The sequence below is a fragment of the Halopseudomonas sp. SMJS2 genome (assembly GCF_029866945.1).
Classification (GTDB): domain Bacteria; phylum Pseudomonadota; class Gammaproteobacteria; order Pseudomonadales; family Pseudomonadaceae; genus Halopseudomonas; species Halopseudomonas bauzanensis.
In genome coordinates, this window is record NZ_CP123445.1 from 361,460 (window position 1) to 378,386 (window position 16,927).

Sequence of the window (16,927 nt, forward strand, 5' to 3'; positions counted from 1 at the left end):
GCTGCAGGTGTTGCCTGGTGTCGCTATACGCTGCGCGCGGCTGGTGGATTGGCGTTGCGGCACGGCTGACTACCCGCCCCGCCCGGACGCGCACCCCGCCATCCATGGCGCTCGTCTACGTCCGTCCCTGGACGCAGACGGTCCGGGCGGGGCGGGTAGTCAGCCATGCCGAATTAGATTGGTGTGTCATGGGGCACTGGGCGCACGGGTGCGCCCAGGAGGGTTAGTGCAAGTCTTTCGTTATTGGGCCGACAACCGCTGGCGGATGGCCTGTTCGATGCCCGCTGCGTCCAGGCTACATTCGGCCAGCATGTTGTTGGGCTTGTCATGTTCGACGTAGATATCCGGCAGGCCGAGATTGAGGACCGGAACCTGGATACCTTCGGCCAGCAGCCATTCGTTCACGGCGCTGCCGGCTCCGCCCATGACGGCGTTCTCTTCAAGGGTGACCAGCAGGCCGTGACTGTCAGCCAGTTGCTGCAACAGCTCGGTATCCAGCGGTTTGACGAAGCGCATGTTGGCGACGGTGGCGTTCAGCGTCTCGGCGGCGGCCATGGCGTTGGCATGCAGGGTGCCGAAATTGAGAATGGCAACCTTCTGACCCTGGCGGCTGATTACTCCTTTGCCGATGGGTAATGGTTCCAGCGCCGGGTCGACCGGTACACCCGGTCCGGTGCCGCGGGGATAGCGCACGGCGGCGGGGCCGTTGTGCAGGAAGCCGGTGGTGAGCATCTGCCGGGTTTCGTTTTCATCGGCTGGCGCCATGATCAGCATATTGGGGATGCAGCGCAGGTAGCTGAGGTCGAAGCTGCCGGCGTGGGTCGGACCGTCTTCGCCGACCAGGCCGGCGCGGTCGATGGCGAAGAGTACGTCCAGGTCCTGTACGGCGACATCATGGATCAGTTGATCGTAGGCGCGTTGCAGAAAGGTCGAGTAGATCGCTACTACCGGCTTCGCCCCTTCGCAGGCCATGCCGGCGGCGAGGGTAACGGCATGCTGTTCGGCGATGGCCACATCGAAGTAGCGCCGCGGGAAGCGTTCGCTGAAGGCGATCAGGTCGGAGCCTTCCTTCATGGCTGGGGTGATGCCGACCAGCCGCGCGTCGGCTTCAGCCATGTCGCACAGCCATTGGCCGAAGACATTGGAATACTTCAGCTTGCTCGCGCCGTTGCTGCTGGGCTTGGGTTCGAGCTTGGTGATGGCGTGGTAGCCGATGGGATCGGCTTCGGCTGGAGAGAAGCCCTTGCCTTTCTTGGTGACCACATGCAGGAATTGCGGGCCTTTGAGCTGGCGCATGTTGCGCAGCGTGGTGACCAGCGTCGGCAGGTCATGACCATCGATGGGGCCGATATAGTTCCAGCCCAGCTCTTCGAACAAGACGCCCGGGGCAAGCATGGCCTTGGCGGTTTCTTCGGTCTTGCGGGCCAGTTCCCAGGCCGGTGGGATCTTCGACAGCACTTTCTTGCTACCTTCGCGCATATGCGAGTAGGTGCGGCTGGAGAGAATCTTGGCCAGGTAATTGGACAGTCCGCCGACGTTATGGGAGATCGACATGTCATTGTCGTTCAGCACTACCAGCATGTCGGCGTCGACTTCGCCGGCATGGTTGAGTGCTTCGAAGGCCATCCCGGCAGTCATGGCACCGTCGCCGATGACGGCCACCGTGCGGCGGTCCAGGCCCTGCAGGCGGGAGGCGATGGCCATGCCCAGGCCGGCGCTGATCGAGGTGCTGGAATGACCGACGCCGAAGGTATCGAAGGGGCTTTCGCTGCGCCGGGGGAAGGCGGAGAGGCCGCCTTTCTGCCGCAAGGTGGCCATTTCTTCGCGGCGACCGGTAAGGATCTTGTGCGGATAGGCCTGGTGGCCCACATCCCACAGCAGCCGATCTTCGGGCGTCTGGTAGATGTAATGCAGGGCTATCGTCAGCTCGATGACCCCGAGCCCGGCACCGAAGTGACCACCGGTCTGGCCGACTGTCCACAGCAGAAACAGGCGCAACTCATCCGCCAGTTCCGGCAGCTGCGCTTCGTCGAGTTCGCGCAGCTTGTCGATGGTGTCAAGGCTGTCCAATAGCGGAGTGCTCGGACGGTCGCGGGGTATGTCGTGGAAAGTGCTAGGCATCAAACAAGGCTCTGATTGCCGCAGAGGTGCAGCAGGAAACAAGCGCGCAGTTTAACCGATGAGGGTCGATAGCCCAACTCCGGCGGCACTGCGCGATGGGAACGGGTGCTCAGAACTGGCGTTCCACAATGTAACGGGCGACCTGGCGCAGGCGCTCGGCATTGCTGCCGAAGGGCTCCAGCGTGCTGATCGCCTGGTCACACAGGGAGCGGGCCAGGGCATGGGCGCCGTCGAGCCCGAGCATGGCCGGGTAGGTCGGTTTGTCCCGGGCGCTGTCTGCGCCCTGTTGCTTGCCCGAGATGCTGGTGTCGATCTCGACATCGATAATGTCGTCCTGCACCTGGAAGGCCAGACCGATGCAACGGGCATACTGGTCAAGGGTCGCCAGCTGGGCTTCATCGGCGCGCTCGGACGCCAGTGCGCCGAGCTGGACGCTGGCGCGGATCAGCGCGCCGGTCTTGTGCTGATGCATGTCTTCCAGGGCGTTCTGATCCAGTTGCGTGCCTACGGCGGCCAGATCGATGGCCTGGCCGCCGACCATGCCCTGGGGGCCGGCTGCGCGGGCCAGCAGGCTGGTCATACGCAGCCGGGTGTCAGCCTGCCAGCTGCCCTCACGGCTGATCCATTCGAAAGCCAGAGCCTGCAGCGCGTCGCCGGCGAGAATCGCAGTGGCTTCATCGAAGGCGCGGTGACAGGTCGGCCGGCCGCGGCGCAGGTCGTCGTCATCCATTGCTGGCAGATCGTCATGGATCAGCGAATAGGCGTGGATCAGCTCTACCGCGCCGGCAACCACATCCACCGCCACTGCGGTGGTTCCGAAGGCTTCGCAACTGGCGTAGGTCAGAATTGGCCGCACGCGCTTGCCGCCACCGGTGACGCTGTAGCGCATGGCGGCGTAAAGCCGGTCGAGACCCGGATGGTTATTGTCGAACTGCTGTTCGAGATAGCCGTCGATGCGCTGCTGACAGGTCTTGAGATAGTCTTCAAAACGCGTCATTGCGCATCCTCGGCAAAGGGCGCGGTGGTCAGTTGACCGTCCTGTTCCAGCAGTTGGGAAACCTTCTGCTCGGCCTGGGTCAGGGCCTGCTGGCATTCGCGGGTCAGGGCTACGCCCTGTTCGAAGGCGCTGAGCGATTCTTCCAGGCTGAGGTCACCGCTTTCCAGCCGTTCAACCAGGGTTTGCAAGGCGCCCAGCGATTGCTCGAAATCGACAGCAGTTTTTTTTCGGGCCATGGGCAGCTACCTCGGTTGCGATGGTGATGGGAAAACCGCTGAACATTACCCAAGCCGGCGGGTGCGGTCAATTGCAGCTCGGCGGTGGCTCAGAGATCGCCCCACAGTTGCTGGACGATGCTCAGTGCTACCACGGGGGCGGTTTCGGTACGCAGTACCCGCGGACCGAAGCGCGTGGCGTGGAAGCCGGTGGTTTCGGCCTGGCTGATTTCCGTGGCGCTGAGCCCGCCTTCCGGGCCGATGAGCAAGCCCAGGGTCCGGGGTGGCGTCAGGCTGGCCAGGCTCTGGCTGGTGCGGTGATGCAGTACCAGTTTCAGCTCGGTATTCAATGTTGCGAGCCAGTCTGCTAGCGCCATGGGTGGATTGACGGTGGGCACCACGCTGCGCCCGCACTGCTCGCAGGCGCTGATCGCAACCTGCTGCCAGTGCTGTTGGCGCTTGTCCGCCCGCTCGCCCTGCAGCCGCACCTCGCAGCGTTCGGTGAACAGCGGGGTGATCTGCGCGACGCCCAGCTCGACGGCCTTCTGAATTGCCCAGTCCATACGCTCGCCACGGGACATGGCCTGGCCCAGATGCACCTGCAGCGGCGATTCGGCCAAGCCGTCCAGCGGTGCAGCAAGGTTGATGCGCACCTGGCGTTTGCCGGCTTCCAGCACTGTGCCGGGCCATTCCTGGCCACTGCCGTTGAATATCTGCACCGGCGCACCGGGGCCGAGGCGCAAGACCCGGCTGATGTAATGAGCCAGGTCGCCCTCCAGCAATTGTTCGCCCTGGCTCAGCGGTGCGTCCAGATAGAAGCGGGAAACGCGCACGGTCAGTTCCTGGTGGCCAGTTCGATACCTTCCCAGGCGACGCTGGCCAGGTGGTCGATCTGGTCGGGAGTGATGACATAGGGCGGCATGAAATACACCACGCTGCCCAGTGGGCGCAGCAGGGATTCGTGCTTGAGCCCATGCTCGTAGACGCGGATGCCGCGGCGTTCCTGCCAGGGGTAGGGCGTGCGATTGGCCTTGTCCTGCACCATCTCGATGGCCAGCACCATGCCGGTCTGGCGCACCTCGGCCACATGGGGGTGATCGGCGAAATGCGCGGTAGCCTTGGCCATATGGGCGGCCAGGATCTTGTTGTTTTCGATCACGTTGTCCCGCTCGAACAGGTCGAGGGTAGCCAGTGCCGCGGCGCAGGCCAGCGGATTGCCGGTATAGCTGTGCGAGTGCAGGAAGGCGCGCATGGTTTCGTAGTCGTCGTAGAACGCTTCGTAGATCTTGTCGGTGGTCAGGCAGACCGACATGGGCAGGTAGCCGCCAGTCAGTGCCTTGGACAGACACAGAAAATCCGGGCTGATATCGGCCTGTTCACAGGCGAACATGCTGCCGGTGCGGCCGAAGCCCACGGCGATCTCGTCATGGATCAGGTGCACGCCATAGCGATCGCAGGCTTCGCGCAATAGCTTGAGGTAGACCGGGTGATACATGCGCATGCCGCCGGCGCACTGGATCAGCGGTTCGATGATGACCGCAGCAACCTGCTCATGGTTATCTGCCAGGGTGCGTTCCATGTGCTCGAACATGAGCCGGCTGTGCTCTTCCCAGGTGCTGCCCGGCTCGCGGTCGTAGCAGTCCGGTGAGGGCACGGTGATGACGTCCATCAGCAACGGTTCATAGGTTTCCTTGTACAGCGCTACATCGCCCACCGCCAGCGCCGCGAGGGTTTCGCCGTGGTAACTGTTGGACAGGGTGATGAAGCGCTTCTTCTCCGGCTTGCCGGTGTTGAGCCAGTAGTGGAAGCTCATCTTCAACGCCACCTCGATGCACGACGAACCGTTGTCGGCATAGAAGCAACGGGTCAGCGGCGCCGGGGTGATGGCCACCAGGCGCTCGGACAACTCGATGACCGGGGGATGGGAGAAGCCGGCCAGGATGACGTGCTCCAGGGTATCGAGCTGCTGCTTGATGCGCTGATTGATGTAGGGATTGGCGTGGCCGAAGGCATTGACCCACCAGGAGCTCACGGCATCCAGATAGCGGTTGCCGTCGAAATCGTACAACCACACGCCTTCGCCCCGCTGAACCGGGATGATGGGCATGTGCTCGTGGTCTTTCATCTGGGTGCAGGGATGCCAGAGTACTGAAATGTCCCGCTGCATCCATTCGTTGTTCAAGCTCATGATGGCCTCGCCGGATGGGAAATATCCGGCGATTGTACCTCAGGCACTGGCTCTTCTGCAGGCGCTGCTAGCGGGTCCCGTACACCACCATGGTCTTGCCCTTGACGCTGATCAGCCCTTGCTCTTCGAGGATCTTCAGCACGCGCCCGACCATTTCCCGCGAACAACCGACAATGCGACCGATCTCCTGGCGGGTAATCCTGATCTGCATGCCATCGGGGTGGGTCATGGCATCGGGCTGCTTGCACAGGTCCAGCAGGGTAGCGGCCACGCGGCCAGTCACGTCGAGAAAAGCCAGATTGCCTACCTTGGCGGTGGTGCGCCGCAGGCGATCAGCCATCTGCCGCCCAACCGCATAGAGCAGTTCCGGGTCTTGGGCGGAAATGGCGCGGAATTCGGCATAGGGCAGCTCAGCGACTTCGCATTCGGTTCGGGCCTTGACCCAGGCGCTGCGATCCTGCTCAGCGCGCTCTTCATCGAACAATCCCATCTCGCCAAAGAAGTCGCCCTGGTTGAGGTAGGCGAGGATCATGTCCCGCCCCGGGGCGTCCTGCAGCAGGATGGTGACCGAGCCCTTGACGATATAAAAGAGGCTGTCGGACACGTCGCCGGCGTGAATGATAGTGCTGCGCGGGGCGAAATGGCGACGGGTACAATGTTCGAGAAACGCATCGAAGTTTTTTGTTTTGGCTATCAGCGATCGAGCATCCATTGTTGTCATCCTGTCAGATATGATCGAGCAGACCATGGCGAACATGGGCGTCCTTGCAGCCTCGAGTCGAGACCAAATCGGATTATGTCCAGTTTTGATTGCAATGGCCAGCCGTAGCGTCAGCTTTTAGGTGCTGTGCTATTCTCCGCCGCCAGCAGATCAAAACCATTGCGGCGGGAGAGCCAGATGAAAGCACATATCAAGTGGGTCGACGGTGCCATGTTCCTCGGTGAGTCAGGCAGCGGTCACACGGTAGTCATGGACGGACCGGCGGAATCGGGTGGGCGCAACATGGGGGTGCGGCCCATGGAAACGCTGTTGATCGGTCTGGGTGGCTGTGCCAGTTACGACGTGGTGAGCATTCTGAAGAAAGGCCGCCAGGATATTCGCGATGTTCATACCTTGCTGGAAGCGGAGCGTGCCGACAGCGAGCCCAAGGTCTTCACCCGCATCCATGTGCGTTTTGTGGTGACCGGCAAGCAGTTGAAGGAAGCGCAGGTCAAGCGGGCCGTTGAACTGTCGGCAGAGAAGTATTGCTCGGCCTCGATCATGCTCGGCCGTGCCGGTGTGGTGATCACCCACGATTACGAGATTATCGAAGTAGAGTGAGGTGGCGGCCCATCGGGTCGGACCGCCCCTGGTTCAGACTCGATAGGTGGCAGCAGTCATCACCTTGGACATCAGCTTCATGACGCCCTTGACCGGCCGCGGGAACACCACGCCGCCGGCCTGCAGGGCCTGGCTGCCATGTTCTATCTCATCCTCGCGCATCTGTTCGAGAATCGCCCGTGACTTGAGGTCATCCTCTGGCAGCTGGCGCAGATGGTCATCCAGATGCCGCTCCACCAACTGCTCGGTAGCGGCAACGAAGCCCAGGCTGATGCGGTCACTGATCTTGCCAGCGGCTGCGCCAATCCCGAAGGACAGGCCGTAGAACAGCGGATTGAGCACGCTGGTGCGGCTGTCCAGTTCACGCAGGCGCTGTTCGCACCAGGCCAGATGATCCACTTCCTCGGCAGCGGCATGCTCCATCTTGCCGCGCACCTCGGGCAGCTTGGCGGTCAATGCCTGGCCCTGATACAGCGCCTGGGCGCAGACTTCGCCGGTATGGTTGATGCGCATCAGTCCGGCGATATGCCGCCGCTGCTGCTCGGTCACCGCATCGGTGCGCAGGTGTTGCGCAGGCGAAGGGCGGGCAGCCAGGGCGGCGCCGGGCACCAGGGTGCGCATGGCCTGATCGGACTGGTTCAACAGGCGATCAAGCAGGCTGTATTGACGTGTACTCATGATTTGTCTCCTGAACAACCCGCAGTATAGCGGCTGAGGCCGCCGCTGACGTTGTTGCAGATCAACCCGGAGGCCAACCCATCTGCCGCTGCCCCAGCACATGCAGGTGAATGTGGTAGACCGTCTGGCTGCCCATTTCCTTGCAATTGAACACGGTGCGGAAGCCTCCCTCGCAGCCCAGCTCCAGGGCCAGCCGCTGAGCGACATAGGTCATGTGGCCAACCAGTTCGCAATCATCCTCTGTCATGTCATTGAGAGTAGCGATATGCTTTTTCGGGATCACCAGAAAATGCACCGGCGCCTGGGGGTTGATGTCATGGAAGGCCAGTACGCGGTCATCCTCGAAGATTTTCTTTGACGGGATCTTGCCTTCGGCAATTTTGCAGAACAAACAATCCACGGCATGCTCCTGGTTGGACTGGAAATACCGCCAGTGTAACCAACCGCCGGCAGAATGTAACAGCGAGGGATGCGCAATGAAGAATGATATCCATGATCTGGGACTGGTACTGGACTCCCGGGTGCGGCTGGTGGTCATCCAATCCTGGGAAGAGCTGCGTGTGCTCGAAGCCATCGGCACGCTGGCGGTGAAACGGGGGCTGACCTGGTATACCTGGAATCAGGTCGAAGGACTGCGGCGGCTGGGGTTCGGTAGTGCGTTGGAGGAGGCCGATGATCTGACCGATCCGGAGGTGGCCCTGGAGCACATCCGCCAGCAGCGCGAGCCGGCGTTGTATGTGTTCTGCGACCTGCATCCTTTTCTGCAGTCATCCCGGCTGATCCGCCTGCTCAAGATGATCGCCATGGATCCGGCGGATGCCGCGCCGACGCTACTGCTGGTCAGCCACGAGTTGACCCTGGCACCGGAGCTGCGGCGATTGGCGGCGCACATCAGCCTGAGCATGCCCTCGGATGAGCAGCTGGCGGCCATCATCCGCGACGAGGCCGCGCGCTGGACCGAGCGCAACCAGGGCCGCCGGGTGCGCACCGACAACCGCACATTGCAGCAGGTGGTACGCAATCTCCGTGGGGTGACTCTTGGCGAGGCCAGGTTGCTGGCGCGCAAACTGATCGTGGACGACGGTGCCATTACCCAGGAGGATCTGCCGGTTCTTAATCGCGCCAAGTTCAGCCTGCTGGACATGCAGGGGGTGCTGAGCTTCGAGCAGGACACCGCCCGGTTTGCCGACGTCGGCGGTCTGGCCCAGTTCAAACGCTGGCTGGGCGACCGGCAAGCGGCCTTCCAGCAGCCGCAAGCCAATGGCGATAGCCCCAAGGGTGTTTTGCTGGCTGGGGTGCAGGGCTCGGGCAAGAGCCTGGCTGCGCGAGCGGTAGCCGGGCTGTGGGGGTTGCCGCTGCTGCGGCTGGACTTCGGCGCGCTGTACAACAAGTACATCGGCGAAACCGAGAAGAACCTGCGGGATGCGCTGGCGATGGCCGATGCCATGGAGCCGTGCGTGCTCTGGATCGATGAGATCGAAAAGGGGCTGGGTGAAGACAGCGCTGATCAGGGCGTCTCGCGGCGAATCCTCGGCACTCTGCTGACCTGGATGGCCGAGCGCCGGAGCCGGGTATTTCTGGTGGCCACCGCCAATAACGTCATGCAGTTGCCGCCGGAACTGATCCGCAAGGGCAGGCTGGATGAATTGTTCTTTGTCGATCTGCCCGACGCCCGGGTGCGCGAGGATATCTTCCGGATCCACCTGGGGAGCCGCGAATTGGTCGTCGAGCGGTTCGATCTGCCGCTGTTGGCCGAGGCCAGCGCCGGTTTTGCCGGCGCGGAGATCGAACAAGCGGTGGTTTCCGCAGTCTATTGCGCCGCGGCCCGTCAGGAGGAAGTCGAGAATGCACACCTGCTCGATGCGCTGAACGAAACCTCGCCGCTGTCGGTGGTCATGGCCGAACGCATCCAGGCGCTGCGCGACTGGGCCCGGGACCGGGCGGTGATGGCCGACTGATCAGAACGGCTTGAGCACCACCAGCAATACGGCGCCGACCAACACCAGTACCGGTGCCTCGTTGAACCAGCGGTAGAACACATGGGAGCGGCTGTTATTGTCGCTGGCGAAGCGCTTGAGCTGCGCGCCGCAGATGAAATGGTAGATGATCAGCAAGGCTACCAGCGTCAGCTTGGCATGCAGCCAGCCCTGTTGCAGCCACTGCGGCGCGAGGACCAGCATCCAGACACCAAGGCCGACAGCGATCACCATCGAAGGTGTCATGATGCCGCGGTACAGCTTGCGCTCCATGATCTTGAAGCGATCACGGCTGGTCTGATCTTCGCTCATGGCGTGGTAGACGAACAGGCGCGGCAGGTAGAACAGGCCGGCGAACCAGGTGACAACGGCCATGATATGAAAGGCTTTGATCCACAGATACACGGGTGACTCCTCAAATCGGCAATAGCGAGGCGGGGTTGTGCTGGTAATTTCCCTCAGCGCTTTTATCATAGGGGGCTTGTGGCCATGTTAATCGATTCGAGGCGTAAGATGATCAAGATAGGCATTGTGGGAGGGACCGGGTATACCGGTGTCGAATTGCTGCGGTTGCTGGCAACGCACCCGGAGGCGCATGTCGAGATCATCACGTCCCGATCAGAAGAAGGCGTGCGGGTAGCGGATATGTATCCCAACCTGCGTGGCCACTATGATGATCTGGCTTTCAGTGTCCCGGATACCGCTGCCCTCGGCCGCTGCGACGTGGTGTTCTTCGCAACACCGCACGGTGTCGCTCATTCGCTCGCTGCCGAGCTGCTGGCCACCGGCACCCGCATCATCGACCTGTCCGCGGACTTCCGGCTGCGTGATGCCGATGTCTGGGCCAAGTGGTATGGCCAGCCCCATGGCGCGCCGGAACTGCTCGGCGAGGCGGTGTACGGGCTGCCGGAAGCCAATCGCGAGGCCATCCGCGGTGCCCGGCTGATCGCTGTGCCTGGTTGTTATCCGACCTCGGTGCAGCTGGGGCTTATCCCGCTGCTCGAAGCAGGGCTGGCGCGTACCGACAACCTGATTGCCGACTGCAAATCCGGCGTCAGCGGCGCGGGCCGGGGTGCCAAGGTGTCTTCCCTGTTCGGTGAAACGACCGAAAGCATGAAGGCCTACGGCGTCGCGGGCCATCGTCATCTGCCGGAAATCAGTCAGGGGTTGCAGCGCGCGGCTGGCGCAGAGGTTGGTCTGACCTTCGTGCCGCACCTGACACCGATGATCCGCGGCATTCACTCCACGCTGTATGCCCAGGTGCCGGATCACAGTGTCGACCTGCAAAAACTGTTCGCCGAGCGCTACGCCAACGAGCCCTTCGTTGATGTGATGCCCGCTGGCAGCCATCCGGAAACCCGCAGCGTCCGTGGCGCCAACGTCTGTCGCCTGGCCGTGCATCGGCCCCAGGGCGGTGACTTGGTGGTGGTGCTGTCGGTGATCGATAACCTGGTCAAGGGGGCTTCCGGTCAGGCCATCCAGAACATGAATATCGCCCTGGGGCTGGATGAACGCATGGGGCTGGCGCATCCGGCGCTCATGCCCTGATGGATAGTGACCAGACGAACCGACCCGCGGACGAGCCCAGTCTCAGTTTGCTCCCCGCCGCTCCGGCATCGGGCCCGCGTCGCTGGCTGATCTGGGGTCTGCTGGCCGGCTTGCCGTTGTGCGGCTGGCTGGGCTGGACCGCGGCGATGCATTCTGCCGGGATGCAGGATTACCAGCGATTGCGCGATGAGCGCAGTGGCATACAGGCCGAACTTGAAGAAACGCGCCACCGTCATCAGCAGCTTGAGGTAGATCTGCTGGTGGCGCGCCAATCGGCCGAGGATGGCCAGGAAACCATCGCAGACCTGGAGCAGCAGCTGTTCAAGCTGCAACAGGATCTGGTGCAATATCAGGGCGCCCTGGTCCCGAACGCCACCACACCCGGCGTTCGGTTTCAGGCATTCGAGGTGCAGCGCACCGAGGTGCCGGGGGTGTTCCGCTACAAGATCATGGTCAGTCGCGTCGGCAACGAGAGCGATACTGTGCAGGCGGAGCTGAGTATTGCGATCGACGGTTTGCTGAATGACAAACAGACCCGGGTATCACTCGCCGAGCTGACCGGTGGCAAGACCAGCAGCTTGACGTTGAACTTTCGTTATTTTCAGGTAGTGCCGGAAAACGGCAACGAGGCCGAATTGATGTTGCCGGTGGGCTTTGTGCCGCAAACCGTGCATCTGCGGGCCGAGCAGGATGGCAAGCTATTGCTTGAACAGACAATGGAATGGACAGAAACGGGAGTGGGATCCTGATGTTGAAATTCGATAAGCGCAAGAAAGCGAGCATCAATCAGCCCGCGGGCAAGACCACCTTTGTCGCGGGTGACACGGAGTTACGTGGCAATCTGCGGTTTAGTGGGGCGGTAAAGATCGAGGGGCGGGTCATTGGCAACATCGACGCGGATGACGGTGTCGTCAACGTCGGCAAGGAAGGCTATGTCGAGGGCATCATCAAGGCGCCGAGTGTGCTGATCAACGGGGTGGTGGTTGGTGATGTGCATGCTTTCGAGCACCTGCAGCTGGATACCGAGGCGCGGATCGATGGTGATCTTTATTACCGGTTCATGGAAATGGTGTCCGGTGCGCAGATCAACGGCCAGTTGCATTACCTTGGCGAAGGGCATGGCGCCGGGGCCGATAGCGGGTTGCCGTCGCGCGAATTCAAGAGTAGTTGACCAAAAGAGTCGGATAAACGGATAATAGCCGGCTTGTTGTGCTGCGGCACCGCCGCCGGAGGTTGTATGTCTAGTGCTGAAGTGTTCACCCCTGCCGCGATGCAGTTTTCCGATAGCGCTGTAGCGAAGGTACGCGCGCTGATCGATGAAGAAGGCAATGAAAGCCTGAGCCTGCGCGTATTCGTGACTGGCGGAGGCTGCTCCGGTTTCCAATACGGCTTCACCTTCGATGATGAATTAGCTGAAGACGACACCGTGATCGAGCGTGGTGGTGTCCGGCTGGTGGTCGACCCTATGAGTTTCCAGTATCTGGCGGGCTCGGAAGTGGACTATCAGGAAGGGCTGGAAGGTTCCCGTTTCGTCATCAACAACCCTAACGCAGCCACCACCTGTGGTTGCGGTTCGTCCTTTTCCATCTGATCGGCCTGCGGTCCTGCTGCTGCGTTAGACCGCCCAGGTGATTGAGTCGGCGCTGCCGACTCAGGCCGGATAAATCGCCCCCAGAATACGTTCGCCGCGGGCGCCGGTGACTGCCGGCAGGTTGCCGCTCTGGCGGGTCTGGCAGCGCCAGGCCAGCCAGGCGAAAGCGATCGCTTCCATCCAGTCCGGATCTACTCCCAGAGACGCTGTGCTGTGCACCGGCCTGGGCGCGAGCAACTGCTGCAGGCGCTCCATCAATGCGCCGTTGCGCGCGCCGCCACCGCAGATATAGATCTCTCGGGCCTGCGGCTGGCAACTGTCGAGGGCGTCGACAATGGTTCGGGCTGTCAATTCAAGCAAGGTAGCCTGTACGTCAGCGGGATTGTCCTGGCGACTATGCAGCTGGTGCGCCAGCCACGCCGGGTGAAAGTATTCCCGACCGGTGCTCTTCGGTGCGCTGCGCGCGAAATACGGGTCTGCCAGCATGGCTGCCAGCAATTCGGGGATCACTTGGCCACCGCGCGCCCAGGCACCGTCGGCGTCGAAGAATTTGCCGGTGTGCTGATGGATCCAGTGATCCAGTAGTACGTTGCCGGGACCACTATCGAAGCCGCTGACGCATGCGCCATCCAGCAGGGTCAGGTTGGCAAAACCGCCGATATTCACTACCGCCCGGGTCTGCGGAGCTGCCAGCAGCCAGGCATGGAAAGCTGGTACCAGTGGGGCGCCTTCGCCGCCGGCCGCCAGGTCGCGGTTGCGAAAATCACAGATTACGTCGATCCCGCTGAACTCTGCCAGCAACGCGGGTGCGCCGATCTGCACGCTGAAACCGGATTCGGGATGGTGGCGAATGGTCTGGCCGTGGCTGCCAATGGCCGATACCTGATCCGGATGGACACTCTGCTGCTGCAGTAGCTCATCGACGCCCTGAGCTGCCAATCGAGCCCACTGCTGACCGGCAACGCCGGCACGGTGAATTTCATCCGCTCCGGGTTGGCAGAGTGCGAGCAGATCGTGACGTAATGCGGGGGGGAAGGGCATGCACGTAGCGCCAAGCAGTGTGGCGCGCGGTGCGGAAGGGGAGAATGAGGTCAGGGCGATGTCGATACCATCCAGGCTGGTGCCTGACATGATACCGACATACAAATGCTTCACTCAGTCGTCCAGCTGGGCCAGCTGCGTGGCGCCCTGCTGATCCAGGCTGGCCATCATCTGCTCGCTCAGCGCCATGAACTTGGTGCGCTCGCTCTTGGCAATGGGGTCCGAAGCTGGCAGCTTGACGCTGAGCGGATCCACATGGCGACCGTTGACCTGGAACTCATAATGCAGGTGCGGGCCGGTGGCCAGTCCGGTCGCGCCGACATAACCGATAACCTGGCCTTGGGCGACGTTGCTGCCTGTGCGAATGCCGTTGGCGTATCGGCTCATGTGTGCATAAAGAGTCTGATAGGTCTGGCCGTGCTTGATAACCACTGTGTTGCCATAGCCGCCCTTGCGCCCGACGTGTACTACGCGGCCATCGCCGGTTGCCTTGATCGGAGTGCCGGTGGCTGCAGCATAATCCACGCCTTTGTGGGCGCGAATCTTGTTCAGTACCGGGTGTCGGCGGCCGGGATTGAAGCGCGAGCTGATGCGGGCGAACTCAACCGGCGTACGGATGAAGGCCTTGCGCATGCTGGTGCCGTCGGCGCGATAGTAACTGCTGTTGCCGCCGCTGTCGGTATAGCGCACGGCAGTAAAGGTGCGGCCGCGGTTGGTGAAGCGGGCTGCGAGGATGCTGCCGGTGCCAACGCGCTGACCATCGACGTGCTTTTCTTCAAACAGCACTTCAAAATTATCACCCTGACGAATTTCGCGGGCGAAATCCACGTCATAGCCGAAGATGTTCGCCATCTGCATGGTCAGATTGTGAGACAGGCCGGCATTCTGGGCGGCAACGAACAGCGAGCTGTCAATGCTGCCATTGGCGAAGCGGGTGCTGATTTCGGGCTCGAGGACGTCCTTGGTGAACGCGTAACTATCGCCATCCCGGTCAATCTGGATGGTCTCGAGTTTATTGAGCTGGGAGCGCATGCCGAGCAGTTCGCCATTGTCGCCCAGCTTGAACTCCACTTGCTGTCCTGCGCGCAGGCGGGAGAACGCCTTGGCGTCCTTGTTGCTGTTGAGCACCGCATGCAGCGTATTGGCCGACAACCCGACACCCTGGAACAGGGTCGACAGGGTGTCGCCGGAGGCAACGGTCACGCTGGTCCATTCGGGCGTGACGGCCTGTTGCTCGTCAACCTGCTCTGTCAAAGGCTGCAGGCTGATGCCAGCTTGTACAATTTCAGGGGAAGCGGCAGTGTTCAGCGACTCGGAGGTGCTGGTCAGCTGCAGAGGCGAGCTGATTGTGACTGTTTCGCTGATCAGTGCATCCAACTCTTCAGAGAGCGCGGGTTTCGAGTTGTCCAGCTGCATGTCCTGCAGCTCGAGTTGGACCAGGGTTTTCTTGGCTTCGACTTCGGTTGTGGGGATGACGAGCAGGAAAATGCTCAGCGCGGCGGCGATACCACTGGCAGCCATCAAGTGGCTTTTCGGGTAGCGCGGTGACTTTGACTTGTGATGACCCATAAGCGCTCTTCTGGTTGATTCTGTGAAATGTGAAGTAACTTGCTAAATTATAACCGAAAGTGCCTTTAGGCAAGTATTTGCGTGCCCGTCCGTCAGGTTTTCGACGTCACTTTTCTGCTTGTGCTATGTACTGACCCTGCTCGCAGGCCGCGGGCGTGTTTGATCTTGATCATCAATGTTGTATCGTTGACCCCCTTTCTCCTTTGACCTTAATCAATCTTCACCAAACAGGAATCATGCATGAAACCGGTTGACGAGCAGTTGGCGCTGATCAAGCGCGGGGCGGACGAAATATTGGTAGAAGCCGAGCTGCGGGCCAAGCTGGAACGCGGAATTCCGCTGCGCATCAAGGCCGGTTTTGATCCGACCGCACCCGATCTGCACCTCGGTCACACCGTGCTTATCAACAAGTTGCGCCAGTTCCAGGAGCTGGGCCACCAAGTGCTGTTCCTGATTGGCGACTTCACCGGCATGATTGGCGATCCCAGTGGCAAGAACAGCACGCGCCCGCCGCTGACCCGTGAGCAGGTGCTGGCCAATGCCGAAACCTATAAAGAGCAGGTTTTCAAGATTCTTGATCCGCAGCTCACTCAGGTGGTGTTCAATTCCGAGTGGATGGATAAGTTCTCCGCCGCAGAAATGATTCAGTTGGCCGGCAAGTACACCGTGGCGCGGATGCTGGAGCGGGATGATTTTGACAAGCGTTATAAAGGTGGTCAGTCGATCGCCGTCCATGAGTTCCTCTATCCGTTGATCCAGGGCTACGACTCCGTCGCCATGCGTGCCGACATCGAGCTCGGTGGCACTGATCAGAAGTTCAACCTGCTGATGGGGCGTGAATTGCAGCGCCAGTATGGGCAGGAGCCGCAGATCACGCTGACCATGCCGCTGCTTGTGGGGCTGGATGGCGAGATGAAGATGTCCAAGTCGCTCGGCAACTATGTGGGTATCAATGACCAGCCGGGCGTCATGTACAACAAAATCGTCTCCATGCCGGATTCGCTCATGTGGCGCTATTTCGAATTGCTTAGCTTCCGCAGCATGCAAGAGATCGATGACCTGCGTGCCGATGTCGAGGCTGGTGCCAATCCGCGAGACATCAAGATAAAGCTGGCGGAAGAGCTGGTGGCGCGCTTCCATGGCGAAGAGGCAGCAGCCAGTGCTCATCGCTCTGCAGGAAACCGTCTGAAGGAGGGTGAGCTGCCTGAAGATCTGCCTGAGGTGATACTAGAGGCGGAGGCGGGCTTGCCCATATCGGCAGTACTCAACCGGGCCGGTATGGCCAAGAACGCGGCGGCTGCGCGGGACCTTCTTGGGGCTGGCTCGGTGAAGGTGGATGGTGAGGTCGTTGACCGGGATTTCGTGTTCCAGGTGGGGTCGGTGCATGTGTGTCAGGCGGGCAAGAAGAAATTTGCCCGAATCACCGTAAAAACCCCTTGACGGTTTCTCTGAGGGGCCTATAATGCGCCCCTCGCAAGTCGCTGAGCTTTTCCAAAAGCCCAGGCCAATCAATAGGTTAGCGATAACTTGAGGGTTGACAGACAAGCGAAACGGCGTAGAATGCGCCGCTCACTGAAGAGGCCGGCAACATCGCTTTTTCAGGGTGAGAAAGGATTTTCAGGAAGGCGTTGACACGGGGTATGACTCCTGTAGAATGCGCCTCCCTGGCCCGGAACAGCAGC

18 protein-coding genes are annotated in these 16,927 nt (G+C 61.2%); 7 read left to right on the plus strand and 11 right to left on the minus strand.

What is annotated here, in order from left to right; translation table 11 throughout:
• Positions 1–240: 240 nt before the first annotated feature.
• From dxs to crp, 6 genes are all read right to left on the minus strand, one after another.
• Positions 241–2,121: a 1-deoxy-D-xylulose-5-phosphate synthase gene (dxs, locus tag QAO71_RS01770; protein WP_280165096.1), complete on the minus strand. Its 1,881-nt coding sequence runs from the start codon at positions 2,119–2,121 to the stop codon at positions 241–243.
• Positions 2,122–2,230: 109 nt separating this feature from the next.
• The gene (locus QAO71_RS01775) at positions 2,231–3,118 is read right to left on the minus strand and encodes a farnesyl diphosphate synthase (protein WP_074781263.1); all 888 of its coding nucleotides are present in this window, start codon (positions 3,116–3,118) and stop codon (positions 2,231–2,233) included.
• On the minus strand, positions 3,115–3,354 hold the full coding sequence (locus QAO71_RS01780) for an exodeoxyribonuclease VII small subunit (RefSeq protein ID WP_036993613.1): 240 nt from the start codon (positions 3,352–3,354) through the stop codon (positions 3,115–3,117). Before QAO71_RS01780 ends, QAO71_RS01775 begins: the two co-directional genes overlap by 4 nt.
• Before the next feature lie 89 nt (positions 3,355–3,443).
• Entirely contained in the window at positions 3,444–4,166 is a 723-nt protein-coding gene (locus tag QAO71_RS01785; RefSeq protein ID WP_280165097.1) for a 16S rRNA (uracil(1498)-N(3))-methyltransferase, read from the minus strand.
• Between the two features lie 2 nt (positions 4,167–4,168).
• Positions 4,169–5,521, minus strand: a complete 1,353-nt coding sequence (locus tag QAO71_RS01790) for an adenosylmethionine--8-amino-7-oxononanoate transaminase (protein ID WP_280165098.1) — start codon at positions 5,519–5,521, stop codon at positions 4,169–4,171.
• A gap of 67 nt (positions 5,522–5,588) precedes the next feature.
• A complete protein-coding gene (crp, locus tag QAO71_RS01795) occupies positions 5,589–6,233 on the minus strand; it encodes a cAMP-activated global transcriptional regulator CRP (RefSeq protein ID WP_036993611.1) in 645 nt (214 codons plus the stop codon).
• 186 nt (positions 6,234–6,419) lie between these two features.
• Between crp and QAO71_RS01800 the strand changes: the two genes are divergently transcribed.
• The gene (locus QAO71_RS01800; RefSeq protein ID WP_280165099.1) at positions 6,420–6,842 is read left to right on the plus strand and encodes an OsmC family protein; all 423 of its coding nucleotides are present in this window, start codon (positions 6,420–6,422) and stop codon (positions 6,840–6,842) included.
• Between the two features lie 33 nt (positions 6,843–6,875).
• Here QAO71_RS01800 and coq7 read toward each other — a convergent pair whose 3' ends face one another.
• Both coq7 and QAO71_RS01810 read right to left on the minus strand, forming a co-directional pair.
• A complete protein-coding gene (gene coq7 / locus QAO71_RS01805; protein ID WP_280165647.1) occupies positions 6,876–7,523 on the minus strand; it encodes a 2-polyprenyl-3-methyl-6-methoxy-1,4-benzoquinone monooxygenase in 648 nt (215 codons plus the stop codon).
• Positions 7,524–7,581: 58 nt separating this feature from the next.
• The gene (locus QAO71_RS01810; RefSeq protein WP_036993609.1) at positions 7,582–7,920 is read right to left on the minus strand and encodes a histidine triad nucleotide-binding protein; all 339 of its coding nucleotides are present in this window, start codon (positions 7,918–7,920) and stop codon (positions 7,582–7,584) included.
• Between the two features lie 76 nt (positions 7,921–7,996).
• On the opposite strand from QAO71_RS01810, the gene QAO71_RS01815 reads away from it, so the two are divergent.
• The gene (locus tag QAO71_RS01815) at positions 7,997–9,478 is read left to right on the plus strand and encodes an AAA family ATPase (RefSeq protein ID WP_036993607.1); all 1,482 of its coding nucleotides are present in this window, start codon (positions 7,997–7,999) and stop codon (positions 9,476–9,478) included.
• Here the strand turns inward: QAO71_RS01815 and hemJ are convergent, their stop codons facing one another.
• Positions 9,479–9,901 carry a protoporphyrinogen oxidase HemJ gene (hemJ, locus tag QAO71_RS01820; RefSeq protein WP_074781259.1) on the minus strand — a complete coding sequence of 141 codons (423 nt, stop codon included), beginning with the start codon at positions 9,899–9,901 and terminating at the stop codon, positions 9,479–9,481.
• A gap of 108 nt (positions 9,902–10,009) precedes the next feature.
• Here hemJ and argC point away from each other — a divergent pair, with 108 nt between their 5' ends.
• The 4 genes from argC (at position 10,010) to erpA (ending at position 12,635) form a co-directional block, all read left to right on the plus strand.
• The gene (gene argC, locus QAO71_RS01825) at positions 10,010–11,044 is read left to right on the plus strand and encodes an N-acetyl-gamma-glutamyl-phosphate reductase (RefSeq protein WP_280165100.1); all 1,035 of its coding nucleotides are present in this window, start codon (positions 10,010–10,012) and stop codon (positions 11,042–11,044) included.
• Positions 11,044–11,793, plus strand: coding sequence for a DUF6776 family protein (locus QAO71_RS01830; protein ID WP_051611495.1), 750 nt, complete (start codon positions 11,044–11,046; stop codon positions 11,791–11,793). The genes argC and QAO71_RS01830 overlap by 1 nt, the downstream gene beginning before the upstream one ends.
• Complete coding sequence (locus QAO71_RS01835; protein ID WP_051611493.1) at positions 11,793–12,215, plus strand: polymer-forming cytoskeletal protein; 423 nt, start codon at positions 11,793–11,795, stop codon at positions 12,213–12,215. Before QAO71_RS01830 ends, QAO71_RS01835 begins: the two co-directional genes overlap by 1 nt.
• 66 nt (positions 12,216–12,281) lie before the next feature.
• A complete protein-coding gene (erpA, locus tag QAO71_RS01840; RefSeq protein WP_074781256.1) occupies positions 12,282–12,635 on the plus strand; it encodes an iron-sulfur cluster insertion protein ErpA in 354 nt (117 codons plus the stop codon).
• A gap of 60 nt (positions 12,636–12,695) precedes the next feature.
• Here the strand turns inward: erpA and QAO71_RS01845 are convergent, their stop codons facing one another.
• Both QAO71_RS01845 and QAO71_RS01850 read right to left on the minus strand, forming a co-directional pair.
• A complete protein-coding gene (locus QAO71_RS01845) occupies positions 12,696–13,790 on the minus strand; it encodes an anhydro-N-acetylmuramic acid kinase (RefSeq protein WP_280165101.1) in 1,095 nt (364 codons plus the stop codon).
• Positions 13,791–15,245, minus strand: a complete 1,455-nt coding sequence (locus QAO71_RS01850; protein WP_280165102.1) for a peptidoglycan DD-metalloendopeptidase family protein — start codon at positions 15,243–15,245, stop codon at positions 13,791–13,793. It lies immediately after the preceding gene.
• Positions 15,246–15,485: 240 nt separating this feature from the next.
• On the opposite strand from QAO71_RS01850, the gene tyrS reads away from it, so the two are divergent.
• Positions 15,486–16,685, plus strand: coding sequence for a tyrosine--tRNA ligase (tyrS, locus tag QAO71_RS01855; protein ID WP_280165103.1), 1,200 nt, complete (start codon positions 15,486–15,488; stop codon positions 16,683–16,685).
• Positions 16,686–16,927: the final 242 nt, after the last annotated feature.